25 protein-coding genes are annotated in these 26,336 nt (G+C 69.1%); 13 read left to right on the top strand and 12 right to left on the bottom strand.

Translation table 11 applies throughout. From position 1 onward, the window contains the following. Nucleotides 1-8 precede the first annotated feature (8 nt). Entirely contained in the window at nucleotides 9-746 is a 738-nt protein-coding gene (locus ACXIZN_RS02800; RefSeq protein ID WP_457952395.1) for a mechanosensitive ion channel family protein, read from the bottom strand. Between the two features lie 391 nt (nucleotides 747-1,137). On the opposite strand from ACXIZN_RS02800, the gene ACXIZN_RS02795 reads away from it, so the two are divergent. The 5 genes from ACXIZN_RS02795 to ACXIZN_RS02775 all read left to right on the top strand — a co-directional run bounded on the left by ACXIZN_RS02795 (nucleotide 1,138) and on the right by ACXIZN_RS02775 (nucleotide 6,226). Next, the gene (locus tag ACXIZN_RS02795) at nucleotides 1,138-2,352 is read left to right on the top strand and encodes a PucR family transcriptional regulator (RefSeq protein ID WP_126736013.1); all 1,215 of its coding nucleotides are present in this window, start codon (nucleotides 1,138-1,140) and stop codon (nucleotides 2,350-2,352) included. Between the two features lie 362 nt (nucleotides 2,353-2,714). Beyond that, on the top strand, nucleotides 2,715-3,641 hold the full coding sequence (locus ACXIZN_RS02790; protein ID WP_457952393.1) for an ACP S-malonyltransferase: 927 nt from the start codon (nucleotides 2,715-2,717) through the stop codon (nucleotides 3,639-3,641). Then, on the top strand, nucleotides 3,638-4,621 hold the full coding sequence (locus ACXIZN_RS02785) for a beta-ketoacyl-ACP synthase III (RefSeq protein WP_125692366.1): 984 nt from the start codon (nucleotides 3,638-3,640) through the stop codon (nucleotides 4,619-4,621). Before ACXIZN_RS02790 ends, ACXIZN_RS02785 begins: the two co-directional genes overlap by 4 nt. A gap of 68 nt (nucleotides 4,622-4,689) precedes the next feature. After that, nucleotides 4,690-4,935: an acyl carrier protein gene (locus tag ACXIZN_RS02780; protein WP_004559006.1), complete on the top strand. Its 246-nt coding sequence runs from the start codon at nucleotides 4,690-4,692 to the stop codon at nucleotides 4,933-4,935. A 40-nt stretch (nucleotides 4,936-4,975) separates the two neighbouring features. Then, nucleotides 4,976-6,226: a beta-ketoacyl-[acyl-carrier-protein] synthase family protein gene (locus ACXIZN_RS02775; protein WP_034311114.1), complete on the top strand. Its 1,251-nt coding sequence runs from the start codon at nucleotides 4,976-4,978 to the stop codon at nucleotides 6,224-6,226. 445 nt (nucleotides 6,227-6,671) lie between these two features. On the opposite strand, the gene ACXIZN_RS02770 is transcribed toward ACXIZN_RS02775, so the two are convergent. The 4 genes from ACXIZN_RS02770 to ACXIZN_RS02755 form a co-directional block, all read right to left on the bottom strand. After that, nucleotides 6,672-9,032 (bottom strand): cation-translocating P-type ATPase, encoded by a 2,361-nt coding sequence (locus ACXIZN_RS02770; protein ID WP_457952391.1) that lies wholly within the window; start codon nucleotides 9,030-9,032, stop codon nucleotides 6,672-6,674. Nucleotides 9,033-9,097: 65 nt separating this feature from the next. Beyond that, entirely contained in the window at nucleotides 9,098-9,691 is a 594-nt protein-coding gene (locus tag ACXIZN_RS02765; RefSeq protein ID WP_457952389.1) for a hypothetical protein, read from the bottom strand. A gap of 42 nt (nucleotides 9,692-9,733) precedes the next feature. Further along, nucleotides 9,734-10,237 (bottom strand): DUF3145 domain-containing protein, encoded by a 504-nt coding sequence (locus tag ACXIZN_RS02760; protein ID WP_091599164.1) that lies wholly within the window; start codon nucleotides 10,235-10,237, stop codon nucleotides 9,734-9,736. Between the two features lie 223 nt (nucleotides 10,238-10,460). Further along, entirely contained in the window at nucleotides 10,461-11,933 is a 1,473-nt protein-coding gene (locus ACXIZN_RS02755) for a S8 family serine peptidase (RefSeq protein ID WP_457952387.1), read from the bottom strand. Between the two features lie 178 nt (nucleotides 11,934-12,111). Here ACXIZN_RS02755 and ACXIZN_RS02750 point away from each other — a divergent pair, with 178 nt between their 5' ends. Next, on the top strand, nucleotides 12,112-13,707 hold the full coding sequence (locus ACXIZN_RS02750) for a hypothetical protein (protein ID WP_457960442.1): 1,596 nt from the start codon (nucleotides 12,112-12,114) through the stop codon (nucleotides 13,705-13,707). Here the strand turns inward: ACXIZN_RS02750 and ACXIZN_RS02745 are convergent. Next, the gene (locus ACXIZN_RS02745; RefSeq protein ID WP_457952386.1) at nucleotides 13,704-15,077 is read right to left on the bottom strand and encodes a dihydrolipoyl dehydrogenase family protein; all 1,374 of its coding nucleotides are present in this window, start codon (nucleotides 15,075-15,077) and stop codon (nucleotides 13,704-13,706) included. The two genes, ACXIZN_RS02750 and ACXIZN_RS02745, sit on opposite strands and share 4 nt — an antisense overlap. 154 nt (nucleotides 15,078-15,231) lie before the next feature. On the opposite strand from ACXIZN_RS02745, the gene ACXIZN_RS02740 reads away from it, so the two are divergent. Then, nucleotides 15,232-15,924, top strand: coding sequence for an Lsr2 dimerization domain-containing protein (locus tag ACXIZN_RS02740; RefSeq protein ID WP_457952384.1), 693 nt, complete (start codon nucleotides 15,232-15,234; stop codon nucleotides 15,922-15,924). Nucleotides 15,925-16,026: 102 nt separating this feature from the next. Here ACXIZN_RS02740 and ACXIZN_RS02735 read toward each other — a convergent pair whose 3' ends face one another. The 5 genes from ACXIZN_RS02735 to ACXIZN_RS02715 form a co-directional block, all read right to left on the bottom strand. After that, nucleotides 16,027-16,776, bottom strand: coding sequence for a lipoate--protein ligase family protein (locus tag ACXIZN_RS02735; RefSeq protein ID WP_457952382.1), 750 nt, complete (start codon nucleotides 16,774-16,776; stop codon nucleotides 16,027-16,029). After that, nucleotides 16,773-18,158: an NAD(P)(+) transhydrogenase (Re/Si-specific) subunit beta gene (locus ACXIZN_RS02730; protein ID WP_457952380.1), complete on the bottom strand. Its 1,386-nt coding sequence runs from the start codon at nucleotides 18,156-18,158 to the stop codon at nucleotides 16,773-16,775. Before ACXIZN_RS02730 ends, ACXIZN_RS02735 begins: the two co-directional genes overlap by 4 nt. Then, complete coding sequence (locus ACXIZN_RS02725) at nucleotides 18,155-18,454, bottom strand: NAD(P) transhydrogenase subunit alpha part 2 (RefSeq protein ID WP_007032801.1); 300 nt, start codon at nucleotides 18,452-18,454, stop codon at nucleotides 18,155-18,157. The genes ACXIZN_RS02730 and ACXIZN_RS02725 overlap by 4 nt, the downstream gene beginning before the upstream one ends. Then, nucleotides 18,454-19,560, bottom strand: coding sequence for a Re/Si-specific NAD(P)(+) transhydrogenase subunit alpha (locus ACXIZN_RS02720; protein WP_192741032.1), 1,107 nt, complete (start codon nucleotides 19,558-19,560; stop codon nucleotides 18,454-18,456). Before ACXIZN_RS02720 ends, ACXIZN_RS02725 begins: the two co-directional genes overlap by 1 nt. Before the next feature lie 366 nt (nucleotides 19,561-19,926). Further along, nucleotides 19,927-20,583 (bottom strand): TetR family transcriptional regulator, encoded by a 657-nt coding sequence (locus ACXIZN_RS02715; protein WP_457952378.1) that lies wholly within the window; start codon nucleotides 20,581-20,583, stop codon nucleotides 19,927-19,929. A gap of 89 nt (nucleotides 20,584-20,672) precedes the next feature. Here ACXIZN_RS02715 and ACXIZN_RS02710 point away from each other — a divergent pair, with 89 nt between their 5' ends. The 5 genes from ACXIZN_RS02710 (at nucleotide 20,673) to ACXIZN_RS02690 (ending at nucleotide 25,205) form a co-directional block, all read left to right on the top strand. Continuing rightward, nucleotides 20,673-21,764, top strand: a complete 1,092-nt coding sequence (locus ACXIZN_RS02710; RefSeq protein WP_457952376.1) for a ferredoxin reductase — start codon at nucleotides 20,673-20,675, stop codon at nucleotides 21,762-21,764. A gap of 13 nt (nucleotides 21,765-21,777) precedes the next feature. Continuing rightward, complete coding sequence (locus ACXIZN_RS02705; protein ID WP_034311090.1) at nucleotides 21,778-22,893, top strand: fatty acid desaturase family protein; 1,116 nt, start codon at nucleotides 21,778-21,780, stop codon at nucleotides 22,891-22,893. A gap of 10 nt (nucleotides 22,894-22,903) precedes the next feature. Then, entirely contained in the window at nucleotides 22,904-23,104 is a 201-nt protein-coding gene (locus ACXIZN_RS02700) for a hypothetical protein (RefSeq protein WP_126736024.1), read from the top strand. A 185-nt stretch (nucleotides 23,105-23,289) separates the two neighbouring features. Continuing rightward, nucleotides 23,290-24,552, top strand: a complete 1,263-nt coding sequence (locus tag ACXIZN_RS02695; protein ID WP_457952374.1) for a sensor histidine kinase — start codon at nucleotides 23,290-23,292, stop codon at nucleotides 24,550-24,552. Nucleotides 24,553-24,560: 8 nt separating this feature from the next. Next, nucleotides 24,561-25,205: a response regulator transcription factor gene (locus tag ACXIZN_RS02690; protein WP_034311085.1), complete on the top strand. Its 645-nt coding sequence runs from the start codon at nucleotides 24,561-24,563 to the stop codon at nucleotides 25,203-25,205. Here ACXIZN_RS02690 and ACXIZN_RS02685 read toward each other — a convergent pair. Further along, nucleotides 25,202-25,732: an N-acetyltransferase family protein gene (locus tag ACXIZN_RS02685; protein WP_457952372.1), complete on the bottom strand. Its 531-nt coding sequence runs from the start codon at nucleotides 25,730-25,732 to the stop codon at nucleotides 25,202-25,204. The genes ACXIZN_RS02690 and ACXIZN_RS02685 overlap by 4 nt on opposite strands. A gap of 31 nt (nucleotides 25,733-25,763) precedes the next feature. Here ACXIZN_RS02685 and ACXIZN_RS02680 point away from each other — a divergent pair, with 31 nt between their 5' ends. Continuing rightward, on the top strand, nucleotides 25,764-26,327 hold the full coding sequence (locus tag ACXIZN_RS02680) for a helix-turn-helix domain-containing protein (RefSeq protein ID WP_257485270.1): 564 nt from the start codon (nucleotides 25,764-25,766) through the stop codon (nucleotides 26,325-26,327). The last annotated feature ends 9 nt before the right edge of the window (nucleotides 26,328-26,336 follow it).

Below are 26,336 nucleotides of genomic sequence, written 5' to 3'. Positions count from 1 at the left end.
GCGGATGCTCAGGAATCTACGCGACCGATGCCCACGGGCGAAGTCGGCGGCTCCGAACGGACCTCCTGTTTGCCGTTCCCGGCCTCCAGCTGGCCCTGCAGGTTGGCCAGCCAGCCCTGCCAGCGGTCCTGCGCCGGCTTGATCAGGCCGCCGCCGAACCCGACGACGATCACGCCGCCGACGGTGGCGAGCACGGTGATCAGGACCGGCCCGGTGACCGCGGTCGCGATGTTCACCTGGCCGAGTGCGGCGATGATGCCGAACGCCATGATCATCCAGTAGGCGATCGTGCCGAGCAGCCGTCCCGCGGGCCGGGTGGACAGCGCACCGGTCACCAGGTCGCGGACGACCTTCGCGACGGCGGCCGCGACGATCACCAGCACCAGCGCCACCAGGATCCGCGGCAGGAACGCGATGATGTCGTTGAGCAGCGCGCTGACCGGATTGCTCTCACCGAATACGCCGAACGCGAGCTGCAACGCGATCAGGAGAATGAAGTAGTACACGAGTTTGACGAGGATCCCGCCCGCGTCGACATTCGCCTGTTTGAGCGTTCCGGTGAGTCCGGTCTTCTCGATGAGCTTGCCGAAACCGATCTTCGACAGAACCAGTCCCAATGCCTTCGACACGGCTTTCGCGATCAGCCAGCCGATCAGCAGGATGATCAGGAAACCGAGCAATTTCGGCACGAAGGTGGCGACAAGGTTCCACGCTTGTCCCAGACCGTCTTTCAGCTGCTCGCCCACGGCGAACTCCCTCCTCTGCGCATCCGCGACCTACCCGGTGCGGCTTGCGAGGGATCGTTGATCACGCGCCCCGTACCGGCAACTCGGCGCCCCACGATCGAGTGAGTCGGCTAGCGGGAAAAGATCGACAAGTCCCATACTTGTTCCACCGGTGGGGACCGGGGAGACGAGGCCGTCCGGCGCAGCGAAAAACGCTCGCGCCGGGCGGCCTCGAGTTTTATGCGAATACCTTTCACCATTCACCGCCGCCCCGCTGTCCACTTAGGACATCTGCGGCGGAAGACCGCAGGATGACGGCGCCCTTTGCCCGGCGGACCAGGCCGTGTCCGGCAAGGCTGTTCGCGAAGACCCCGAACACGACCAGCCGGACACGGCCTAGGATCGGCTGACCATGGCTGATGCGACCTCCGGACGGCGTGTGCCCAAGCACCACGGGCTGTCCGCCAAGACCCTCCGGCGGCTCGAACACGCCTCCGGCCGGCTCGCGAGCGCGAGTGTGGCGGTGATGGAGGAGCGGCTGAGCTGGTTCGCCCGGCTTCCCGCCGACCAGCGCGCGAGCGTCCTGCTGATCACCCAGGCGGGTGCCGCCGGTTTCGTCGACTGGCTCCGCGACACGAAGGAAGCGCTCTCCCTCACCACGGAAGCCTTCCGCGAAGCACCCGCCGAGCTTTCCCGTTGGGTGAGCCTGCGGCAGGCGGTCGGCATGGTGCGGCTGGCGATCGAGGTGTTCGAGGAGCAGCTGCCGGAGTTCGCCGCGAACGAGGCGGAACGCGCCGCGCTGATCGAGGGGATCCTGCGCTACGGCAGGGAGATCGCCTTCGCCGCCGCGAACTCCTACGCGGCCGCCGCCGAGGCGCGAGGCGCCTGGGACGCGCGGCTGGAGGCGCTGGTCGTCGACGGCATCGTCCGCGGCGACGCAGAGGAAGCGGTGCTCTCCCGCGCCGCCGCGCTCGGCTGGGATCCGGCCGCGCCCGCCACCGCGCTGGTCGGCACTCCGACCTCGGACGACCCGCCCGCCGTCGTGTTCGAAGTGCGCAGCCGCGCCGCGCGGGTCGGGCGTCCGGTGCTGCTTTCGGTGCAGGGCTCCCGGCTGGTCGTGGTCGTGGCCGGGCCCACCGACGGCAGCGTCAAGGACCGCGAGATCCTCACCAAGCTTTCGGTCGCCTTCGCCGAGGGCCCGGTCGTCGCCGGGCCGACGGTGCCCACGCTCGCCGAAGCGCACCACAGCGCGACAGAGGCGCTTTCCGGGCTGCGCGCCGTCGTCGGCTGGCCCGGCGCGCCCCGGCCCGCGAGGTCGATCGACCTGCTGCCGGAACGCGCGCTGTCCGGCGACCCCGAGGCCGAGCGCCTGCTGGTCGAGCAGATCGCGCGTCCGCTGGAGGAAGCCGGCCCGGCACTGCTGCGGACCGTGGAGACCTATCTCGACAGCGGCGGTGTCCTGGAGACCTGCGCGCGGACGCTGTTCGTCCATCCGAACACCGTCCGGTACCGGCTGCGGAAAGCGGCCGAACTGACCGGGCGCCACGCCGCCGAATCGCGGGACGCCTGGGTACTGAAGGTGGCGCTGACCGTCGGGCGGCTGGCCCGTGCCCGCGGTCTCTGGTAGCCGGTGACTCGGGCCCGCTTCGGCCGAGGCGTGGGGGGGGGGGGGGGGGGGGGGGGGGGGGGGGGGGGGGGGGGGGTTCGGGACGTCTGGTGTCCCGAAAGTGGCTTTCGCGACACCCGGATCCGGCGCACGCGCTCGCCGAAACGGGCAAATCGCTCAGGCGGCGCACGACCTCCGGTGAACCGGTTGGTAACTCTGCGCAGTGATGGACCTCATAGGGAAAGCTGGTTGAACCCGACAAGGCTTTTGGGTTAAGCGCGGAGATCAGGAAGGCGCTTTTGGAGGGTTCCGACAATTACGTCGGCCGGACTTGGTGAGCGTCGGCATCACGACCATGGTGGCCGAGAGTGTTCTCTAATGGGGTGACAGTTGCAGTCCTCGCCCCCGGTCAGGGTTCCCAAGCCCCAGGCATGCTCTCCCCTTGGCTCGAGCTCGACGGCGCCCGCGCGCGCGTCGAAGCCTGGTCCGAGCGGGCCGGTCTCGACCTCGTCCGCCTCGGTACCGAAGCGGACGCGGAAGAGATCCAGGACACCGCGATCACGCAGCCGCTGATCGTGGCGCTGTCACTGCTGGCGTTCGAGCACCTTCAGCGTGAGGCCCCGGTCGCCGCGGACGCGCCGGTCGCCGGTCACTCCGTCGGCGAACTGGCGGCCGCCGCCGTCGCCGGGGTGCTGAGCCCCGAAGACGCCGTCGCCCTGGCCGCCGTCCGCGGCGCGGAAATGGCGAAGGCCTGCGCACTGGAGCCCACCAGCATGGCCGCGGTCATGCTCGGCGACCCGGAGCAGGTGGTCGCGTGGCTCGAGGGCCACGGCCTCGCCGCGGCGAACCGCAACGGCGCAGGCCAGATCGTCGCCTCCGGGGCCGCCGGCGCGATCGAGAAGATCGTCGCCGAGCCGCTGGAGGGCACGAAGGTCCGCGCGCTCAAGGTCGCGGGCGCGTTCCACACCTCCTACATGGCACCCGCGCGTGAAGCGCTGGCGGCCCACGCTGCGAAGATCACCCCGGCGGACCCGACGCGTCCGCTGCTGTCGAACGCCGACGGCCAGGTCGTCACCAGCGGGGCCGAGTACCTCGACCGGCTGGTCGAGCAGGTCACGAACCCGGTGCGCTGGGACCTGACCATGGACGGTCTGGTCTCCGCGGGTGTCACCTCGACGCTCGAACTTCCGCCGGCGGGCACGCTGACCGGGCTGGTCAAGCGGCAGCTCAAGGGAACCGTGACCACCACGATCGCTCTGAAGACGCCGGCCGAGCTGGCGAAGCTTCAGGGGCAGGAGGACGCTTCGTGACCGACCGATCCACTTTGCGGCAGGCGCCGGGCGCCGCCGGGACCCGCATCCTCGGTGTCGGCAGCTTCCAGCCCGAGAAGATCGTGACCAACGACGATCTCTCGAAGATCATGGACACCAACGACCAGTGGATCCGCGAGCGGGTCGGCATCATCGAGCGCCGGTTCGCCGAGAAGGACGAGTCGCTGGTCGACATGGCGGTCAAGGCGGGCACCGCCGCGCTGGCCGACGCCGGCGTGGACCCGTCCGAAGTGGACACGGTCATCCTGCCGAACTGCACGATGCCCACCCAGATCCCGAACGCCGCCGCGCAGGTGGCCGACCGGATCGGCATCACGCATCCGGCCGCGTTCGACCTCAACGCCGCCTGCGCCGGGTTCTGCTACGGCATCGGCGTCGCCTCGGACCTGATCCGCGCGGGCAGCGCGAAGAAGGCGCTCGTCATCGGCGCCGAGAAGCTCACCGACCACGTCGACCCGGTCGACCGCGCGAACGCGATCATCTTCGCCGACGGCGCCGGCGCGGCGGTGGTCGGCGCGGCCGACACCCCGCAGATCGGCCCGGTCGCCTGGGGCAGCGCGGGCGAGCACGTCGACCTGATCTACATGCGCGACGACAAGTGGATCTACCAGGAGGGCCAGTCGGTCTTCCGCTGGGCGACCACGCAGATCGCGCCGATCGCCATGCAGGCGCTGGAACTCGCCGGGCTCGAACCGTCCGATGTGGACGTCCTGATCCCGCACCAGGCCAACCTGCGCATCGTCGAGGCCATCGCCAAGAAGCTGCGTGCCAAGGGCGCCCGCGAGGACATGGTCGTCGCCGACGACATCAAGTACTCGGGCAACACCTCGTCCGCGTCGATTCCGCTGGCGCTGGACCACATGCGCAAGGCCGGGACCGTCAAAACGGGCGACGTCGTGCTCGCCGTGGGCTTCGGGGCCGGACTCTCCTACGCGGGCCAGGCCTTCGTCTGCCCGTGATGAATACTTCCCCCGCGGGCACCGTGTCCGCGGGGCAGCCGAAAGCATCACCGAGAAGGGAACAACCAGTGGCAGACAACGCAGAGATCCTCGCCGGCCTCGCCGAGATCGTCGAAGAGGTCGCCGGTGTGGCGCAGGACGACGTGACCGCCGAGAAGTCCTTCGTGGACGACCTCGACATCGACTCGCTGTCCATGGTGGAGATCGCTGTCCAGGCCGAGGACAAGTTCGGCGTCAAGATCCCGGACGACGAGCTGGCGAACCTGAAGACCGTTGGCGACGCGGTGAACTACGTGTCGGCCAACTCCAAGTAAGTCCGACTTCTTGATTGGCGCCGACCTTGGGGAGACTCCAATGAGCAACATCGACGTCGTGATCACCGGGATGGGCGCGACCACGCCGCTCGGCGGGGACGTCGCGTCCACGTGGGACGGCCTGCTCGCCGGGGCGAGCGGGATCCGCCGCATCGAAGCCGACTGGGTCGACGAACTCGAGCTACCGGTGAAGATCGGCGCCATGCTCGCCGTCGACCCGTCCGAAGTCCTGCCGCGGGTCCAGGCCCGGCGGCTGGACCGCTGTGAGCAGGTGGCGCTCATCGCCGCCCGGCAGGCCTGGGCGGACGCGGGCTTCGAGCAGCCGACCGACGAGCATCAGGATGTGGAACCCGAGCGCCTCGGGGTGACCATCGGTACCGGTGTCGGCGGTCCGGTCACCCTCATCTCCCAGAACGACCTTCTGCACAAGCAGGGACTCCGCAAGGTCTCCCCGCTGACCGTGCCGATGCTGATGCCGAACGGCCCCGCCGCTCACGTCGGGATCGACCTGAAGGCGCGTGCCGGTGTGCACTCGCCCGCGTCGGCCTGCGCGTCGGGCGCGGAAGGTATCGCCGCCGGCTACGAGATGATCCGCTCGGGCCGGGCCGACGTCGTGGTCGCCGGTGGTGCCGAATCGTGCATCCACCCGATCACCCTCGCCGGTTTCGCCCAGGCGCGGACGGTGTCCACCCGCAACGACGACCCGACGAAGGCGTCCAGGCCGTTCGACGTGAACCGTGACGGTTTCGTCCTCGGCGAGGGCTCCGGCGTCGTGATCCTGGAGCGGGCGGACCGCGCCAAGGCCCGCAACGCGCGGATCTACGCGCAGCTGAGCGGGTACGGGATCACGTCGGACGCGTACCACATCACGGGCAACCACCCGGAGGGTGTCGGCCAGATCGCCGCCATGCGGCAGGCGATGACGATGGCCGGGGTCTCCCCTGCCGACGTCGGCCACGTCAACGCGCACGCGACCTCGACGGTCGTCGGCGACGTCGGCGAGGCCGCGGCGATCCGCAAGGCCATCGGTGAGCACGTCGTGGTGACCGCCCCCAAGGGCGCGCTCGGCCACCTGGTCGGTGGTGCGGGCGCGGTCGAGGGCATCGCCACGATCCTGGCGATCTACCACGGTCTCATCCCGGCGACGCTGAACCTCGAAGACCTGGACCCGAAGGTGCAGCTCGACGTCGTCTCCGGTGAGGCGCGCAAGGTCGAGCTGGGCGCGGCGATCAGCAACTCGTTCGGTTTCGGCGGGCACAACACGGCGCTGCTGTTCACCCCGGCGGCCTGATTTCAGTACGTGAAGGCCCCCTTCACTGCGCTAGACGCAGTGAAGGGGGCCTTCACGTACTTCTGCGCGGGGCTTTGGTCCGCTCACCGAGCCATGCGTGTCGCGAAAGCCACTTTCGGGACATCAGGTGTCTCGAAAGTGGCTTTCGCGACATCCCGGNAGGCCCCCTTCACTGCGCTAGACGCAGTGAAGGGGGCCTTCACGTACTTCTGCGCGGGGCTTTGGTCCGCTCACCGAGCCATGCGTGTCGCGAAAGCCACTTTCGGGACATCAGGTGTCTCGAAAGTGGCTTTCGCGACATCCCGGCCACGCGACTGCGGACGAGGTGTTGTGAAAGCCACTTTCGCAACGTTGAAGATTGCGAAAGTGGCTTTCACAACACGCTCTTGCCCACGGTGGCGGTCCCCGGAGGTCACGAAGGGGCGTTCCTTCGGGAACTCCCCGGTCAGGCCTCCTGACTGTTGACCAGATGCCGCCCGATCCACCAGGCGGCCTCCACCAGCACGATCCCCACCCCGGCGCAGGCGAACGCCGACAGCGTGTACGCGCTCACGCTCGGATCCAGCGCGAAGAACTTCTGCGTGAACGGGATCAGGAACAACGCGAGCGTCAGCACGACCATCCCGCCGATCAGCAGGATCTTCCACCACCGGTACGGCCGCGCGACGATCCCGAGCACCCACAGCGCGATCGTGATGAGCGTGATCAGCGCGGTCGTGCCCGCCTGGATCTTGTCCAGTTCGGACTGTCCGGATCCCTTGTACACCAGCAGGTAGCTCACGAACGTCGCGGTGGCGATGACCAGCCCGGCCGGGACGGCCATCCGCATCACCCGCCCGACGAAGCCGGTGCGGGCGCGTTCGTTGTTCGGCGCCAGCGAGAGCACGAAGGCGGGCAGGCCGATCGTGAACCACGCGGTGATCGTGATGTGCCGCGGCAGGAACGGGAACGGCACCTGCGCGATGCCGACCATCAGCGCCAGCAGTACCGAGTAGACCGTCTTGGTGAGGAACAGGTTCGAGACGCGCTCGATGTTGCCGATCACCCGCCGCCCCTCGGCGACGACGTGCGGCAGGGTGGCGAACTTGTCGTCCAGCAGCACGATCTGCGCGACGGCGCGGGTGGCCGGGCTGCCGGCGCCCATGGCGACGCCGATGTCCGCGTCCTTCAGCGCGAGGACGTCGTTCACGCCGTCGCCGGTCATCGCGACGGTGTGCCCCTTCGACTGCAGGGCACCGACCATCGCGCGTTTCTGCAACGGCGTCACGCGGCCGAAGACCGCGCGATCCTCGACGGTGTCGGCCAGCTTCTCCGCGTCGTCCGGCAGTTTTCGCGCGTCGACGGGCTTGTCCGCGCCCGGCAGGTCCAGGGTGCCCGCGACGGCACCCACCGAAATGGCGTTGTCGCCGGAGATGACCTTGACCGCGACGTCCTGGTGCGCGAAGAAGTCCAGCGTGTCCTTCGCGTCCGGGCGGACCTTCTGCTCCAGCACGACGAGCGCGACCGGTTCGATCTCGCCGGGGCCTTCGGCCGCGTCGACGGCCCGCTCGGCATGGCCCAGCAGCAGGACCCGCAAACCGCGCGAACCGATCTTCTCGGCCTCCGCCCGGTGCTCGCCCTCGGGCAGCAGGACGTCGGCCGCGCCGAGCACCCAGTCGCCGTGGCCGTCGAACGACGCGCCGCTCCACTTGCGCGCCGAGGAGAACGGCATGGTCGTGGAGACCCGCCAGCCCGGATCGGTCCGGTGCGCCTCCGCGATCGCCTGCAGGCTCGCGTTCGGGCGCGGATCGGCGGCGGCGAGCGCGGCGAGCACGTCGTCCACGGGACGGCCCGGCGTGATCTCCCGGACCTCGGAAAGCCGCATCGCGTTCTCGGTGAGCGTGCCGGTCTTGTCCGCGCACACCACGTCGACCCTGGCGAGTCCCTCGATCGCCGGGAGTTCCTGCACCAGGCACTGGCGCTTGCCCAGCCGGATGACGCCGACCGCCAGCGCGACGCTGGTCATCAGCACCAGGCCTTCGGGCACCATCGGCACGAGCGCCGCGACCATGCCGCGCAGCGCGTCCGGCCACGCCTGGTCGCCCGCGAGCTGGTTGTAGATCGTCAGCGCGCCCGCCGGGATGAGCAGGTACGTGATGAACTTGAGGATCTTGTCGATGCCCTGGCGCAGTTCCGATTTCACCAGGGTGAACTTGCTGGCCTCCGCCGCCAGCTTCGCCGCGTAGGACTCGTCGCCGATGATGTCCGCGCGGTACGTGCCGCTGCCGGCGACCACGAAGCTCCCGGACAGCACCTTGTCGCCGGGCTGCTTGACCACCGGATCGGATTCACCGGTCAGCAGCGATTCGTCGACCTCCAGCGCGTCGGCCGTCAGCGCCGGGCCGTCGACGACGATCTTGTCGCCGGGCCCCAGTTCGACGAGGTCCCCGAGCACGACGTCTTCCGGGGCGATCTCGCTGCTCTGCCCGTCACGGCGGACGGTGGGCTTCGCCTGCCCGACGATCGCGAGCCGTTCCAGTGTCCGTTTCGCCCGGAGTTCCTGGATGATGCCGACCGCGCTGTTGACGATGATCAGCCCGCCGAACAACCCGTCGATGAAGTAGCCCGTCGACAGGATGAGCACGAACAGCACGCCGTAGATCGCGTTGATCCGGGTGAAGACGTTCGCCCGGATGATTTCGCCGGTCGTTCGGCTGGTCTTCGTCGAGACCGTGTTGGTCTGGCCCGCGGCCACCCGCTGGGCGACCTCTTCGCTGGTGAGCCCCCTCGAGGCGTCGGTCAGCAGGGCCGGCTGATCAATTGCCATGCCCGCGACTCTATTCCGCCCGGCCCCCGCCCGCGTCAGCCTCGGGGACCATGTCACCCCTTACTTCAGCATCTTTCGTGCTCGGGGTTGGTCCCGCCGTCGGTCGTGTCGACGCGCCACGACCCGCTCTCCAGCCGCAGCGGCAGCACCAGCCGCCAGCGGATGCACCCCTCCGGCAGGTACAGCGGCGCGTCTTCGACGTCCTGCGTACTGGTGAAGGCGACGAGCACCCGGAGCGTGGTCGGCGTGCCCGGCTCGACGCGGTAGACGAGGATGCTGCCGTCCCGAGTGGACTGGTAGTCCTTCCTCCACTCGGCCGCTGTCTTGGTCTTCGCCCGCTCGCGGCTGACCACCGATGTCCACTTCGGATAGTCGCGGTCGTTGATGGAGTCGAAATAGCCCTGCAGCACCTGCCGGACGTTCTGGTACTGCGGATGCGCGAAGACGTCCGGGGTCACCTCGACGACGGGCGAGCCGGGCTGCTGCCCCGGGGCGACCGACGTCGGCGACTCGCTCACGACCGGCTCGGCGGGCGCGGCCTCCGGGCGAGTGTAGAGATCACGTGCCAGCAACCCCACGCCGACGGTCAAGGAGATCACGACCACGAGAACGGGGATCAGCCACCGCTGACGAGAGAGGGGGCGAGGCTGGGCGGTCACCCTGAAAGGTTAGCCGCCCGCCTCTTCCGTCATCACCGGCGTCTACCCGACTTGATGAAGCCAGGTGACCGGGGCACCGTCACCGGCGTGCCGGTACGGTTCGAGCGCTTCGTCCCAATTGGCGGCGAGGAGCTCGTCGAGCTTGTGCGCCAGCGATTCGCCGGTGCGGACCTTGCTCACCAGGGCGCGCAACTGGTCCTCGCCCACGACGATGTCGCCGTTGGCACTGGTCCTGCCGTGCCACAGGCCGAGGCCCGGAGCGAAACAGAACCTCTCTCCGTCGACCCCCGCACTGGGCTCTTCGGTGACTTCGAACCGGATCATCGGCCACGCCTTGAGCGCGGACGCCAGCTTTCCGCCGGTGCCCGAAGGCGCACGCCAACCACATTCGGCGCGGAGCTGTCCTGGACTGGCGGGCTGCGCCGTCCACTTCAACTCGACTCGGGCACCCAGGGTGCCCGAAATGGCCCACTCGACGTGCGGACACACCGCAGACGGCGACGAGTGGACGTACACCACGCCACGGGTGTTGCCACGGGTGCTCACTGCTGACCTCCGCTACTCGACGAGGGGCGTCTTCCCCTACGACCTCGCGAGCTGCGCTGGTCAGGTGGCTCGTGCCGCCTCCCGGTACGCGTGAGCACATTGTGCACCCCAACTGTGCTGTTTGGCCACATGAACACCACAAGTCGCACCTGATTGGGACGCACGACTCGCGTGAAGGCCCCCTTGCCTCGGCTCAGCCGAGGGAAGGGGGCCTTCACGAGGGTTAACCCTGGGCGCCGAGGGACTTCGCCGCGGCGAAGGTGTCCACCAGGCCGGTGCCCTTGTCGAAGCTCGACGTGTACGGCCCCGCGGCCACGTACGGCGAGCCGTCGGCGAACTTGTACGCCGTGCCCTTGATCGCGGCCTCGATGTCACCCGGGCTCGCGTCCGGCGCGACCTGGAACAGCTGCGCGACGATCCCGGCGATCTGCGGCGCCGCCATCGAGGTCCCGCTGATCACGTTGTAGGTGCCGAGGTCCAGCAGCCCCGGGCCGTTCTTGGGCTGGAGGCCCTGTGTGCAGATCGGCTGCGTCGGACGGCAGGCCGAGAGGATGTCCTCCCCCGGCGCGGAAACGTCGGGCCAGCTCGCCTGGTCGGTCTTGAGGCCGCGCGAGGAGAAGTCGGAGACCGTGCCGTCACGGGTGCCGGTGCCCTGGTCGTTGAACGACGCCGCGGAGAGCACGCCCGGCGTCGGGTCCTGCCCCGGCGGGTTGGAGAGGTTCGCCGAACCGTCTCCGCCGTCGTTCCCGTTCGCCCACACCGTGACGACGCCTTCCGCGGCGAGCGCGCGCTGCAGCTTCACCGTCGCCGAGTTCGGGTCGAAGGCACCGCCGCCGCTCGGCCCGTAGGAGTTGTTGGTCACCTTGATCGGCGGGCACACCGACGCCGCGACGCCCGCGCCACAGGGCGCCTTGTGGTTCTCCAGCACCCAGTTCAGCGCCGCGTCCGTGCCGAGCACGAGCAGCGCGGCCCCGGTCGAGACCGAAACGATCTTCGAGCCCGGCGCCGAGCCGCCGACCTCGGTGCCGTCGGACAGCTTCAGCCGGTTCCCGGCGGCGATACCGGTGACGTGCGTGCCGTGGCCGCCAAGGGCGAGCGTGTCGGTGTCGACGGAGGTCGGGACGTCGACGATGCAGTTCGTGGCGGTGCCGTTCAGGCAGAGGCTCTTGAGATTGCGCACGACCCGCGACTTGCCGTCGGCACCCTTGAAGGCCGGATGCGTCGGGTCGACGCCGGTGTCGATGACCGCGACCGTGACCCCCCTGCCGTCGACGGGCGCGCCACCGGCGTCCTTGAGCTGCGTCTGGGCCTGGAGGCTTCGCGTCGCCGTGGTGCCGGGGCTGCCGTGCGCCTTGAGCTTCTCGTTCCCTTCCACGTAGGTGACCCCGGCGGCCCCGCGGACCGCGCGCACCTGGTCCGCCGTGCCCCGGACCGCGACGACGCCGATCTTCCCGAACGAGGTGATTTTCGTCAGCCCGGCGGAGCGCGCGGCGCGTTCGGCGGTGGCGATGTCGTCGGCGTGCACGAACGCGGTCACCCCGGTGGCGCCGGTGACGGCCGAGAGCAGCCGGGAGAGCCCGGGGGCGACGGGTGCGAGCGGTCCCGCGGCCTGCGCGGGGACCGTCCCCGCGGCCGGGACGGCTAGCAGGGCGACGACGAGAGCTGCACGTCGACGCCAGTGGCGAAATGCGGCCATGGTGTTTCTCCTGGTGACAGGGGGCAGGGAACTGTCACCTACCAACGAGTACCACCCGGACGGGTGACGGTGCTCACGCGCATTACAACTTTTCGGAGCAACATCACCTCGCCTACCTGCGACGTGTCCTCCCGTTGCTCCGGATGGAGGCGCTAGTTTGTGCAGCGAGACCGACGAGATGGGGAGGGGTTCGGTGCGACTCGTTCGCCTCGCTCAACAGCCGTCCCGGGTGGCCGAGGACGTCCGCGCCGCGCTGGCCTCGCTCGGCCGGGGCAGCAACGTCGTCGGCGGGGTCGCCCTGATCGGCGCCAGCCCGGTCGAAGGCAGGCCCGTCGAAGCCGTCGTCGTCATGCCCAAGGGCATCCTCATCGTCATCGGCGTCGACCTGCCGGATCCGGCGTTGAAGCTCGAAGCCCCGCTCGGCGGGCCGTGGAAGGCCGACGGCTGGCCGCTGGTCCACGGCGACACGTCGATCAACCCGGCCACGGACGCGCTCTCGCTGTCCGCCGCGTGCACCCACAAGATCGCCGACGTCGCCCCCGGCGCGGGGCCGATCGGCACGATCATCGCCGTCGGACCGTACGTGGAGACGGTCGACCAGCCCGCCGCGGATCTCGCCGGCTCGGTCCGCGTCCTCTATCCGACGGCGACGACGATGCTCGCCGCGACGGTCTCCCTGGCCAGCGCGCCCGGTCCCCGGTCGGTCCAGCAGGCGCGCGAGCTGATCGCCGCGCTCGCCCCGGACGCGCCGCCGATGCCCGAAGAGATGTTGCTCGGCGAAGGGTTCAGCGCCTACTCCGACGACGAGCCGACGGTGATCCGCGAGAACCCGCTCGTCGCGATCGCGCCGACGGTTCCGGTGCAGCATCCGGGGAAGAAACCGACGAAATCGGCAGTGCCGCCCGCCCCGCCCGCCAAGCCGGCGAAGGCCGCTCCGCCCGTTCAGCAGGCTGTCGCCGTGAAGCCCCCGCCACCGGANCTCGTCGCGATCGCGCCGACGGTTCCGGTGCAGCATCCGGGGAAGAAACCGACGAAATCGGCAGTGCCGCCCGCCCCGCCCGCCAAGCCGGCGAAGGCCGCTCCGCCCGTTCAGCAGGCTGTCGCCGTGAAGCCCCCGCCACCGGAGGCCGCCCCCGCCGAGCCCGGCCCGAAGACGTCACAGCAGTCCAAGACGGTGAAATGGCTCCCGGTCGCCGCGATCGGCCTGCTCATCGTGCTGCTGATCGCGGCCATCAGCGTCGCTTCCAGCGGTGACGACACGGCGTCCACGCAGGCTCCCCCGCCGCCGGCCCCGTCGACGGCGCCGTCCACCAGTCCGCCGCCGAGCAGCAGTGCGGTGGAGAACATCCAGTTCACGGCGCGGGCGTCCGCCGGGGATCAGAAGTGCGCGTCGCACGCGTACGGCGACGTCCAGTCGAGCCTCCAGCAGACGAGTTGCGCGGGGGTGAAACGCGCGAGCTTCGCCGGCTCCATCGACGGCCGGAACGCCGCGGTGACGATCGCCGTCGTGGACTTCCCGGACGCCGGGCAGGCGACCGCGTTCAAGGCCACCGCCGACACCCCCGGCGGGGGCGGCATCCTCGACCTCGCCACCGAGACCGGCCAGTGGCAGGGCGAAGTCCCGGCGTTCGAAGGCGCCGCCTACCAGAGCAGCCTCGACGGGAAGTCGGTCCGGCTGGTCCAGGTGGTGTGGGTGCCGGGACCGTCCACTCCGGACGATCCCGGCCTCGTCCGCGGCGCGAAGGCCGCGCTCGAACTGCCTGTGACGGGCTAGAGGCCGTACGCCTCCAGAAGGCGCAACCACACCTCGCTGATCGTGGGGAACGACGGGACCGCGTGCCACAGCCTCGGCAGCGGGACCTCCCCGACGATCGCGATCGTCGCCGCGTGCAGCAGTTCCGCCACGTCCTGCCCGACGAAGGTCGCGCCGACGAGGACACCGCGTTCGGTGTCGACGACGATCCGCGCCTTGCCCGCGTAACCGTCCGCGTGCAGTGACGAACCGGCCACCGCGATGTCGATGTCGACGACGCGGTGCGGCTTGCCCTCCTCCGGCCCGGCGAGCCCGACCGAAGCGACCTCCGGGTCGGTGAACACGACCTGCGGGATGGCGTGGTGATCGGCCGTGGCGCTGTGCGCGCTCCACGCGCCGGAGTCGACGGGCTTGCCCGCCGCCTGCGCCGCCACCGCGTCACCCGCGGCCCTTGCCGCGTATTTGCCCTGATGGGTCAGGGGCGCCCGGCCGGTGACGTCGCCGACGGCGAACAGCCAGCCACCGTCCACAGCGGACACCCGGCCGTTGTCGTCCGTCGTGAGCGGCGCGCCCGCTTCGAGCCCCAGTGTCTCGACACCGAGCCCGTCGGTCGCCGGGCGGCGGCCGGTGGCGACGAGCAATTCGTCGACGACCAACCGCTCGCCACCTTTCAAGGCCAATTCCTTACCACCGTCCACAGCGGACACGGAGTCGAGACCGGAGCCGGTGTGCACAGTGACCCCGGCTTCACGGAGCCCCGCGACGACGGCGTCCCCCGCGAACTCCGGCAGCCGCGGCAACGGACGTTCACCCGAGATGATCAAGTGGACTTCGGCGCCCAGGGTGGCGAAGGCCTGCGCCATTTCGACTCCGACGACACCGCCGCCCAGTACGCCGAGCCGTCCCGGGACCTTCTCCGCCGAAGTCGCCTCTCGCGAACCCCACGGGGAAACGGTGTCCAGCCCGGGGATCGACGGCGTCCGCGGGACGCTGCCCGTGGCGACGATCACCGCGTGCCGCGCGGTCAGCACGTCACCGCCGTCGACCGTGATCTCCCGCTCACCGGTGATCCGTCCGTGGCCGCGGATCGGGACGATCCCGACGCCCTCCGCCCACTTGACCTGTCCGGTGTCGTCTCCCTTGCCGGTGAACCAGTCCCGGCGCGCGAACACCTCGGCCGGGTCGACCGCGTCGCCCACTGGGACGCCGGGAACCCGTTTGGCGGCGGCGAGGAGGTTCCCCGGCCGCAGCAGGGCCTTGCTCGGAATGCAGGCCCAGTAAGAACATTCGCCGCCGAAGCGTTCGTGTTCGACGAGCGCGACCCGGAGGCCGCCCCGCGCTGCCCGTTCGGCGGCGACCTCGCCGACCGGGCCGCCTCCGATCACGATCACGTCAAAATCCTGTGCTGACATGCATTCAGCGCACACCACCGCGCAGCTTCGCGCAACCTGCCGCTATCCTCGTGTCGCTGCGTGAGTCATAGCCGCGGGTCAGGTTTCGCCGTGCCGGTTACGCAGTAGAACGATCGAGCGCGGGAGGTTTTTCATGGCCAGGAACACTGCTGTGCATTTGCTGGATGATCTGACCGGCGAGGCGGCCGAAGAAACGGTCGCATTCGGTTTGGACGGAATCGCTTACGACATCGACCTTTCGGCCGACAACGCCACCGCACTCCGGGAAATCCTGCGTGCGTATGTGGAGAACGGCCGCCGGATCGGCGGACGCAAACTGCGGCCGCGGGTCGTGCAACGGCCCAAGGGCACGCGCGTGACCAAGTCGACGCCGAAGACCGCGGCCACCGCCGCGAAGGCCGAGTCGAAGACGGCCGCGAAGCCGGGCCGCAAGCCCGCCGCGAAGGGTGTCGCCGGCCGCAAGCCCGCCGCCGCCAAGAAGGCCGCCGCCCCCAAGGCGGAGGCCAAGGCTCCGGCCAAGACCACGGCGAAAGCCACTGCGGCCAAGGCGAAATCGACCCGAGGCACGGCGGCGAAGACCACCGCGGCCAAGGCGCCCGCCGGTCGCGCGAAGGCCGCGGCCGCGGCGAAGACCCCGGCCAAGACCGCGCCGAAGGCCACCGCCAAGACGACCACCGCGAAGGCGGCTCCGAAGACCGCGGCCGCGAAGACGACCACCGCCAAGGCCGCTCCGAAGGCCGCAGCCAAGAAGACCGCCGAGCCGAAGAAGACCGCACGCGCCGCTCGCAAGGTGCCCGTCGTCACTTTCTCGGCCACGGAGAAATAGCTCCAAGAAATACCAAAAGGCCCCCTTCGCGTAATCAGCGAAGGGGGCCGCTTTGTGTCAAGTCTCGTGAGTGGTAATGACGGTTCTAACCGTCCTTACCACTCACGAGGCCGGACGTTGAGCGCCTTCGGCATGCCATTCCGGGTAGTGGTACCGCGTGTGCTGAAGCGAGCGATGCAGCTCCAGCTCCTCGGCCGTGGGCTTCCGGGTGGTGAGTTCACCCAGTTGCGCGGCCGCCGCCACGCGGACCGCGGCCGTGACTTCGGCAACACCTTTGCGCAGGCCATGCTCGGCGAGCGACGCGACCGGGCTCCGGTGGGAGTCGAGCGGACGCGGATCCGCGGGTGCCGAAGTGAGGTACCGGCCGACCCGTTCCGCCGCCGTCGAGACGAGCAGCGTCGAATGCGCTAGCAAGCCCGTTCTCGTCCGGAACACGGCGAAACCGCACAGCTTCGCGTCACCGACGAACAGCCCTCGATCACCGAGCCGCGACGGCAGCCCGAGTTCGGCCACCGTCGCGGTCATCAGGTCCCCGAGTGCTTCCAGTGGTCTGACGGACTTCCCCGACAGACCGAGCCCCGGCAGGACGAGCGTGATGTTGAGATTGCCGGGATCGTGGAACACGGTGCCGCCGCCGCTGGCCCGGCGCAGCACCGGGACGCCGTCGCTCGCGCAGACGTCGGCCTTGACCTCGCGTTCGATCTTCTGCCCCCGCCCCACGACCACACAGTCGGTGTTGCGCCAGATCCACAGGACCGGCGCCTCCGGTGCGGCACGCAGGAGGGCTTCGTCGAACGCGAGGTTGTCGGCCGGGTCGTCGAACGAGGCGACGACTTCCGAGGGACCGGTCACAGTGCTTTGAGTTCCTCCACGATCTCGCCCACCGACGATTTGGCGTCGCCGAAGAGCATGCTGGTCTTCGCATCGTAGAAGAGCTCGTTGTCGATACCGGCGAAGCCCGAGCTCATCCCGCGTTTGAGCACGATCACCGACCGGCTGTGGTTCACCTTGAGGATCGGCATCCCGTAGATGGGCGAGCCCGGATCGGTCTCCGCGGCCGGGTTCGTGACGTCGTTCGCGCCGATCACCAGCGCGACGTCGGTCTGGGCGAACTCGGAGTTGATCTCGTCCATCTCCTTGAGCTGCTCGTACGGGACGTCGGCCTCGGCGAGGAGGACGTTCATGTGCCCCGGCATCCGGCCCGCCACCGGGTGGATGGCGTACGCGACCGTGATCCCCTTTGCCTCCAGCAGTTTCGCCATCTCGCGGACCACGTGCTGCGCCTGCGCGACGGCCATGCCGTAACCGGGCACGACCACGACCTTGTTGGCGTACGCCATCTGGATCGCGGTGTCGGACGCGGAGGTGCTGCGAACCGGCCGGACCTCGCCGGATCCGCCGCTCGCGACCGCCGTGCCGCCGCCGAACCCGCCGGCCACGATGGCCGGGATCGACCGGTTCATCGCCTTCGCCATCAGGTTCGTCAGGATCGAACCCGAGGCGCCGACGATCATGCCCGCCACGATCAGCGCGGTGTTGTCGAGCGCGAGGCCCATGGCCGCGGCCGACAATCCGGTGAGCGCGTTGAGCAACGAGATGACGACCGGCATGTCCGCGCCGCCGATCGGCAGCACGACCACCACGCCGAGCACGCCCGCCGCGACCAGCAGGCCGATCATCAGCAGTTCCGCGTCGCCGCCGCTCGCGATGACCACCGCGAGGACGATCGCGGCGATCAGCACCAGTGCGTTCACCGGCTGCTGCAGTTTGCCCAAGGTGATCGGACGGCCGGAGATGAGTTCCTGCAGTTTCCCGAACGCGATGTTCGAGCCCCAGAAGGACACCGAACCGACGATCGCGGCGAACAACGACGCGATCGCGACATACGCGGGCTCGTGCGCGTAGCCCTCGGTGGTGCGGAACTCGACCCACGCGATGAGCGCGACCGCTCCGCCGCCGACGCCGTTGAACAGCGCCACCATCTGCGGCATGGCGGTCATCTTCACCTTGCGCGCGGACGGGACACCGACGACGACACCGATCGCGACGCCGAGCGCGATGAGCAGCCAGTTGCTCATGCCCGGTGTCAGGAGCGTCGCGATCACCGCGATGGCCATGCCGATCGCGGCGATCCAGTTGCCGCGGACCGCGGTGCGCGGACCGGTCAGGCCCATGAGGCCGTAGATGAACAGGGCGAAGGAAATGATGTAGAGGACGGCGATGAAGGTCGTCACTTGTCACCACCGTCTTCCGGCTTCTTCGCCTTGAACATCGAAAGCATCCGGTCGGTGACGAGGAAGCCGCCGACCACGTTGATCGTGCCGAAGGCGATCGCGATCACCAGCAGGATCTTGTTCAGTACGCCGTCGACCCCGAGGCCGAGCACGATCAGCCCGCCGAGCAGGACGATGCCGTGGATCGCGTTGGTGCCCGACATGAGCGGGGTGTGCAACGTGTTGGGCACCTTCGAGATGACCGTGAAACCCACGAATCCGGCGAGTACGAGGATCGCCAAACTGCCTACGAGCATCACTCGCCCCCTTCTTCTTTTCCGGCCACGCAGGCCCCGGCGACGATCTCGTCGGAGAAGTCGAGCGCGAGCTTGCCTTCGGAGTCGACGAGCAGTTCGAGCAACTCGGTGACGTTGCGCGCGTAGAGCTCGCTGGAATGCGCGGGCATCTCCGCGGCGAGGTTGAGCGGCGAGCAGATGGTGACGTCGTGCTCGACGACCTCCTCGCCCGGTTTCGTCAGTTCGCAGTTGCCGCCGGACTCCCCGGCGAGGTCGACCACGACACCACCGGCGGGCATCCCCTTCACCGCGTCGGCGGTGACGAGGACCGGTGCCCGGCGGCCGGGGACGAGGGCTGTGGTGATCACGACGTCGAACCTCGTGATCGCCTCGGTGAGCCTGCGTTGCTGCTCGGCCTTTTCCTCGTCGGTCAGCTCGCGGGCATACCCGCCTTCACCGACCGCCTCGATGCCGAGGTCGAGGAATTTCGCGCCGAGCGACTTCACCTGCTCGCCGACCTCGGGCCGGACGTCGTACCCGGTGGTCTGCGCACCGAGCCGTTTCGCCGTCGCCAAGGCCTGCAACCCGGCGACGCCGGCGCCGAGCACGAGCACCTTCGCCGGTGGCACCGTCCCGGCGGCGGTGGTGAGCATCGGGAAGAAGCGGGTGAGCTTCTCCGCGGCGAGCAGGACCGCGCGATAACCCGCGACGCTGCTCTGCGACGACAACGCGTCCATCGCCTGCGCGCGGGAGATCCGCGGGATCGCCTCGACGGCGAAGGCGCGGACGCCCGCCGACTCGAGCGCGGCTATCCCGTCGGGATCACCCCTCGGATTCAGGAAGCCGATGAGAATGGTGCCCTGTTTGAGCTTCGCGACTTCGGCCGCGCTCGGAGGCGCCACCTTCACCACGATGTCGGCATCCCACGGATCGCCGATCACCGCTCCCGCCTGCTCGAAGGTCTCGTCGGCGAGCAGCGCGCCGGCGCCCGCGCCGGGCTCGACCACCACCCGCAGTCCGCGTCCGGAAACGCGCTCGATGAGTTTCGGTACCAGCGCGATACGGCGTTCGCCTTGTCCGGTTTCCCGGACCACACCGACCGTGAGCTGCTCGTTCTCTGCCGCCACAGGCGACCTCCTCGCTGGAGAGGACCACACGAACCCGCACTTCTTACCACGCCCGGCCGACAACTTTCCTGGCTGAACGTATCCGGTCGGCATCTTTCCGTGACATCGCTCATCACGATCGATCCAGCCATCGATCCAGGTGCGCGACGTCATAGGGGGTTACGGCGAACGAGGGTGTGGTGCCGCACTCGCGTGATCAGAGACGGATCTCGCGTGCTTGAAGGCGGATCTCACGAGTTACGCGTCCGATCACGCGAGTCACATGGCCGGACTCTTTCCCGAATCCGATGTGACGAAGCGTCCTTCGCCGCGTGTCACGCGGGGTAGGACGCTTTCAGCCCGCCTTGTACGACAGCGCTTTCCGCATCACGGAACGCTGCGCCAGTTCGGCACGCCCAGGAAGATCAGCCGCAGCCGCCGTTCGGCCGTGCGCCCGATCTCGTCGTCACGCGAAGGCGCTTCGAGCAGCTCCAGCACCGTCGTGAGCATGGTCGTCACGATCAGGTCGGCGAGCAGATGGAGATCTTCGGTGCTCCATTCGCGGAGATTGTCGAAGCGCGCCAGGTCGACGGCGAGTTCGCTGACGAAGAGCTTGAGCTCGAACGCGATCGCCTGCCGGACCGGTCCCGTGCCGCCGTACCGCTCCCTGGTCAGGAAATGGAAATGGTCCTCGTGCGCCCGCACGTGCTCGCGCAGGATGCGCACGGACGTCCTGATCATGTCGTTGTACGCGGCCGGTTTGGTGCGTGCCGACCGGATCATCGTGCGCAGCGTGCGCATCGACTCCTCGACGAGCGCCACGCCAAGTTCGTCCATCGACGCGAAATGACGGTAGAACGCCGTCGGCACGATCCCGGCCTGCTTCGCCACCTCGCGCAGGCTGAGCCCGGAGAACCCTCGTTCCGCCACCAGGTCCAGGGCGGCGTCCAGCAGCGCCTGCCGTGTGCGCTGCTTGCGCTCCTGCCGGGAAACGGGCTCCGTTGTCACGACGGACAGCGTAATCGCCTCCGCACTATCACCCACGTCACATCACCCTCCTCTCGCGTTGACAAGCGCGACCGTCGCCACTTCACTATTGAGTGTACAAGCGTTCACTGAATTTGGGAGAAGTGATGACGGCACTGGTACCGCGCAGGGCCAGGCGGCTGGCCTCGCTGGCCGAGGCCCTGCTCACGCCCCATGGCATGGACCGCTACCTCGAACTCGTCGATCCGATGCTGGTCCGCCGCGAGATCCGCGGCCTGGTCACCGGCGTCCGGCGGCAGACACCCGACACGGTCACGCTGACCATCCGGCCGAGCCGCGCCTGGCGCGGACACGTCGCGGGCCAGTACGTGCGGGTGACCGTCGAGATCGACGGCGTCCGCCGGACCCGCTGCTACTCGCCCGCCGGTTCGGAGCACGACGGATCACTGGAACTGACCATCAAAGCCGACCCGCAGGGCCTCGTCTCGCGGCACCTGAACCGCACGGTCACCATCGGCTCGGTGCTCGGATTGTCCACTCCGGACGGTGAATTCACCCTCCCCTCGCCGCGGCCCCGGCGGATCCTGCTGCTGAGCGGCGGGAGCGGGATCACGCCCGTCCTGTCGATGCTGCGCACGCTGGCGGACGAGAAGTACGAGGGCGATCTCGCCTTCCTGCACTACTCCAACGGCGCCGAAGACGCGCTCTACCGCGCCGAACTCGCCGACCTCGCGCGCCGCCTGCCCGGCCTGCGGGTGGTACACGCGTTCACTCACGCCAAAACCGGCGGCGACCTCCACGGGTTCTTCTCGAAGGAGCACCTCGCCGAGGCCGCGCCGTGGTACCCCGACGCCGAAACCTTCCTGTGCGGTCCGAAGCCCTTGATGGATTCGGTCCGCGAAGCCTTCGAGGCCGACGGTCTCGGCGCACATCTGCACACCGAGGAGTTCACGCCACCGGCGCTCACCTTCGACACCGAAAACGCCGAAGGGCAGGTGCGGTTCGCGCGCAGCGGCCGCGAATTCGCCAACTCCGGGAAACCGTTGCTGGAGCAGGCCGAAGACGCGGGCCTCAGCCCGGAACACGGCTGCCGGATGGGCATCTGCTTCTCCTGCACGCAGATCAAGACCTCCGGCTGTGTGCGCAACGCCAAGACCGGCGAGACCTCGAGCGAAGAGAACGAAGAGATCCAGCTCTGCATCTCCGTCCCGGTCGGGGACGTCGAGATCAACGCTTAGAAAGGAGTCCGGGATGACCGGCTTGCAGGACAAGCTCACCCCCGCCCAGGTCGAGGAGTTCGGCCGCGAACTGGACGAGATCCGGCAGCGGATCGTCGCCGATCTCGGCCAGGCCGACGTCGACTACATCCACAACGTCATCAAGACCCAGCGCGCGCTCGAGGTCGCCGGCCGCGGGCTGCTGTTCGCCGGATTCTTCCCGCCGGCGTGGGTCGCCGGGGTGACCGCGCTCTCGGTGGCGAAGATCCTCGACAACATGGAGATCGGCCACAACGTCATGCACGGCCAGTACGACTGGACGCGCGACCCGGCGCTGAGCTCGCAGAAGTTCGAATGGGACACCGTCGCGCCGTCGGAGAACTGGCGCCACTCCCACAACTACATCCACCACACGTACACGAACATCCTCGACAAGGACCGCGACATCGGTTACGGCGTCCTGCGGATGGACACCGCGCAGAAATGGCACCCGTACTACCTGGGCAACCCGGTGTACGCGACGCTGCTCGCGCTGTTCTTCCAGTGGGGCGTCATGCTGCACGACCTCGAGTTCGACCGCGTCGTCAAGGGCGAGCGCAAGTGGTCGGACAACAAGGAGGTCGGCCTGAAGATGCTCAAGAAGGCGGGCCGCCAGGTCGGCAAGGACTACGTGCTGTTCCCGCTGCTGACCGGTCCGCTCGCGCCGCTGACCTTCCTCGGCAACGCCACCGCGAACCTGACCCGCAACCTTTGGGCGTTTTCGATCATCTTCTGCGGGCACTTCCCCGCCGACGTCGAGAGCTTCACCGAAGAGGAGACCGAGAACGAGTCGCGGGGCCAGTGGTACCTGCGGCAGATCCTCGGGTCGGCGAACATCACCGGCGGCAAGCTCTTCCACATCATGACCGGGAACCTCTCGCACCAGATCGAGCACCACCTGTTCCCGGACATCCCGGCGCGCCGCTACCCGGAGATCGCGGGCGAGGTGCGGGCGATCTGCGAGAAGTACGGCCTGCCGTACAACACCGGGCCGCTGCACAAGCAGCTGTTCTCGGTGGCCAAGAAGATCGTGAAACTGGCCCTTCCGTGGAACGGCGAGCCCCGCACACCGGCTACCGTGGAGAGCGACAAGACCCTCCGAGCGGCTTAAGGTGTCTGACATGGTCGGTCAGTTCGAAAGCACCAAGGACGTGGTCCAAGAGGTCACCGAGTCCGCGGCCACCCATATCGGCAACATCGCGACGATCATCACCGGCGCGATCCGGGACATCGCCCGCGAGACCGGCGACTGGCTGACGGACGTCATCGAGATGCGCGAGGCGTCCCAGCGGGCGCAGGCGGACGAGAACCGCGAGGACTAGCGGCGGAACTCGCGAAACACGGCCTGGTCAGGTCGCGAAAGCCACTTTCGGGACATCCGACGTCGCGAAAGTGGCTTTCGCGACATGCCGCGGGCCGTCCTTGTGGAAGTCCGGAAACGCGCTCAAGACGAAGATTACGGAAAACCGGATGGGCACGGGGCGGGTGGCCACGGCAGGCTGAAGCCGTGCTCACCCGCCTCGTCCTTCCTCGCCGCGTCCTCAGCGCCCAGCTGAGCCGCGCGTACTGGGCCGAGCTGGCGTGGGTGATCGCCGGCGCGCCGCTGACGCTGGTGTTCGTGGTGCTCGTCGTCGTCGGGTTGTTCCTCGGCGCCGGCCTGAGCCTGCTCACCATCGGGCTGCCGGTGCTCATCGGCGTCCTGGCGGGCGCGCGGCTGGTCGGCATCGCCCACGTCGGCCTGGCGCGCGTCCTGCTCGGGACGACGGTGACCCCGCCCGCCCGGCCGGAACTGCGGCCGGGGCTCTGGAACGGCGTCAAAGGGCGGCTCGGCGATCCGCTCGGCTGGCGGTCGATCGCCTATCTGCTGATCCGGCTGCCGCTGTCCTTGATCGGGTTCTTCCTGGTCGCGACCATGTTCGTGTACGCGGGGAGCACGCTGAGCTATCCGCTGTTCTGGTTCACCCTGAACGGCGAAGCCATGCCGACGTTCGACCTCCGCGTCGACACCTGGCCCCTCACCCTGCCGCTCGCCGCCACCGGGCTGGCCGTCCTGCTGGCGATGCCGTGGGTGGTCCACGGGCTCACCGAATTCGACCGCCTGCTGGTGCGCGGCGTCCTCGGCGCCGAGGACCTCTCCCAACGCGTGCGCGAGCTCGAACGCAGCCGCGCGACCGCGGTCGACGACGCGACGCGGCGGCTGCGCCGGATCGAACGCGACCTGCACGACGGCGCGCAGGCCCAGCTGGTCGCGCTCGCGATGAAACTCGGCATCGCGAAGGACGAGCTCGCCGGCGACGGCGACATCGAGCAGGTCACCGCCCTGGTCACCGCCGCACACGCCAACGCGAAACAGGCCCTGGTCGAACTGCGCGACCTCGCCCGGGGCATCCATCCCGCCGCGCTCGACGCGGGCCTCGACGTCGCACTGTCCACTTTGGCCGCCGGCTCGGGTATCGACGCGCGGATCACCGTGGACCTGCCGGAGCGGCCGTCGCCGTCGATCGAGACCATCGCCTACTTCACCGTCGCCGAGCTCCTGACGAATGCCGCCAAACACACTTCCTCCGCGATCGAGGTCGACGTGGGTATCGTCGGCGAAGACCTGCGGCTCGTGGTGCGCGACGGCGGTGAAGGCGGGGCCCGGCCGGTACGCGGCGGCGGGCTCGCCGGGATCGCCGAGCGCCTCGCGACGGTGGACGGCGGGCTCGACATCGACAGCCCTCCGGGTGGGCCTACGGTGATCAGCGCGGGAATACCGATACGGAAATAGGGGGCGGCGTGCGCGTCGTGATCGCGGAGGATTCGGCAATCCTCCGGGCGGGGCTCGTCGAACTGCTGAACCTTCGGGGGCACGAGGTCGTCGCGGCCGTCGCCGACGGGGACAGCCTGTGCGCGGCGGTGCGCGAACACCGCCCCGATGTGTCCATTGTGGATATCCGGATGCCGCCGACGCACACCGACGAGGGGCTGCGCGCGTCCATCGCACTGCGCGCGGAACTTCCGGGGTGCGCGATCCTGCTGTTCTCGCAGTACGTCGAGACGCAGTACGCGACGGAGCTCCTCGCCGACCGCGCGGGTGGTGTCGGCTATCTGCTGAAAGACCGCGTCGCGGAGGTGTCGGATTTCCTCGACGCGCTCCAGCGGGTGGCCGACGGCGAGACCGTGCTCGACCCGGAGGTGGTCAGCCAGCTGTTCACCGCCACCCGGAAGACGGACGCGCTCGCCGGGCTGACGCCGCGCGAGCGTGAAGTGCTGGGTTTGATGGCCGAAGGTCGGTCGAACTCGGCCATCGCGGCGGCGCTGTTCCTTTCGGCGGGCTCGGTGGAGAAGTACGTGTCGAGCATCTTCGGGAAGCTGGCGCTGCCGCAGTCCGAAGGGGACAACCGGCGGGTTCTCGCCGTGCTGCGGTACCTGGAGTCCTAGGACGGCTCCACCGGCACGCCGTCCACCTCGGGCAGGCACAGCTGCACCCACGCGACATCCCGCCAGGCCCCGTGCTTGTAGCCGATCCGCCGGTATGTCCCCACCGGCTCGAATCCCAGCGCGCGGTGCAGCCCGGCGCTCGCGTCGTTCGGCAGCACCATTCCCGCGCAGAAGTTCCGGAAGCCGCGCGACGCCAGCTTGTCCAGCAGCGCCTGATAGAGCGCGCGCCCGCCACCGGTCCTCCGGCGGCCGAGCTCCAGGTAGATGCTGACTTCACAGGACCATCGATAAGACGGCCGGCCGCTGAAGGGGCCTCCGTAGGCATACCCGGCGACGCGGCCTTCTTCGTCTTCGAGCACGAGCCACGCGTGTGATCGCTGCGCCTTGACGATGCGCTCGGCCATCTCGTCCGGCTTGGGCGGCTCGGTTTCGAACGAGATCACCGTGTCGGTGACATACGGCGCGTAGATCTCCGCGCACGCCGTCGCGTCGGCTTCCGTCGCTTCCCTGATCGCCATGATGACCATAGTAACCGAGGCTGCCACTATAGTAAGCAGCATGTCCGATCCCCTGTCCGCGTCGCTCGCCGCGACGCTCCAGTCCGCGAGACTCGACCAGAACCTTTCGGCCAACGCCCTCGCCGAGTCTTCGGGCGTGTCCAGGGCGATGATCGGCAAGATCGAACGCGGCGAGGCGCAGCCGACGGCGGTCCTGCTCAGCAGGCTTTCCGCCGCGCTCGGGATGACGTTGTCCGAGCTGATCGCCCGCGCCGAACACGGCGACCGGCGCCTCGTGCGCGCCGCCGATCAGCCGACCTGGACCGACCCTGACACCGGGTACGTGCGCCGCGCGGTCTCACCTTCGCTCGGCGGCCCGCTGGAACTGGTCGAGGTCGTGCTGCCCGCGGGCGCCGAGGTCGCCTTCCCCGCGCACACCTACGCGCTGACCCATCACCAGATCTGGGTGCTCGACGGGCACCTGCGCTTCCGCGAGGGCGACGTCGAGCACGAACTCGACGCCGGTGACTGCCTGCAGCTCGGCACCCCCAAGCCGTGCGCCTACGTCAACCCGACCGGCGAACCGGTCCGATATCTGGTCGCGCTCGCCCGGCGGCACGCCTGATACTCGGCT

This window comes from Amycolatopsis sp. TRM77291 (assembly GCF_054166285.1).
This window is presented reverse-complemented; position numbering and strand designations above follow the sequence as displayed.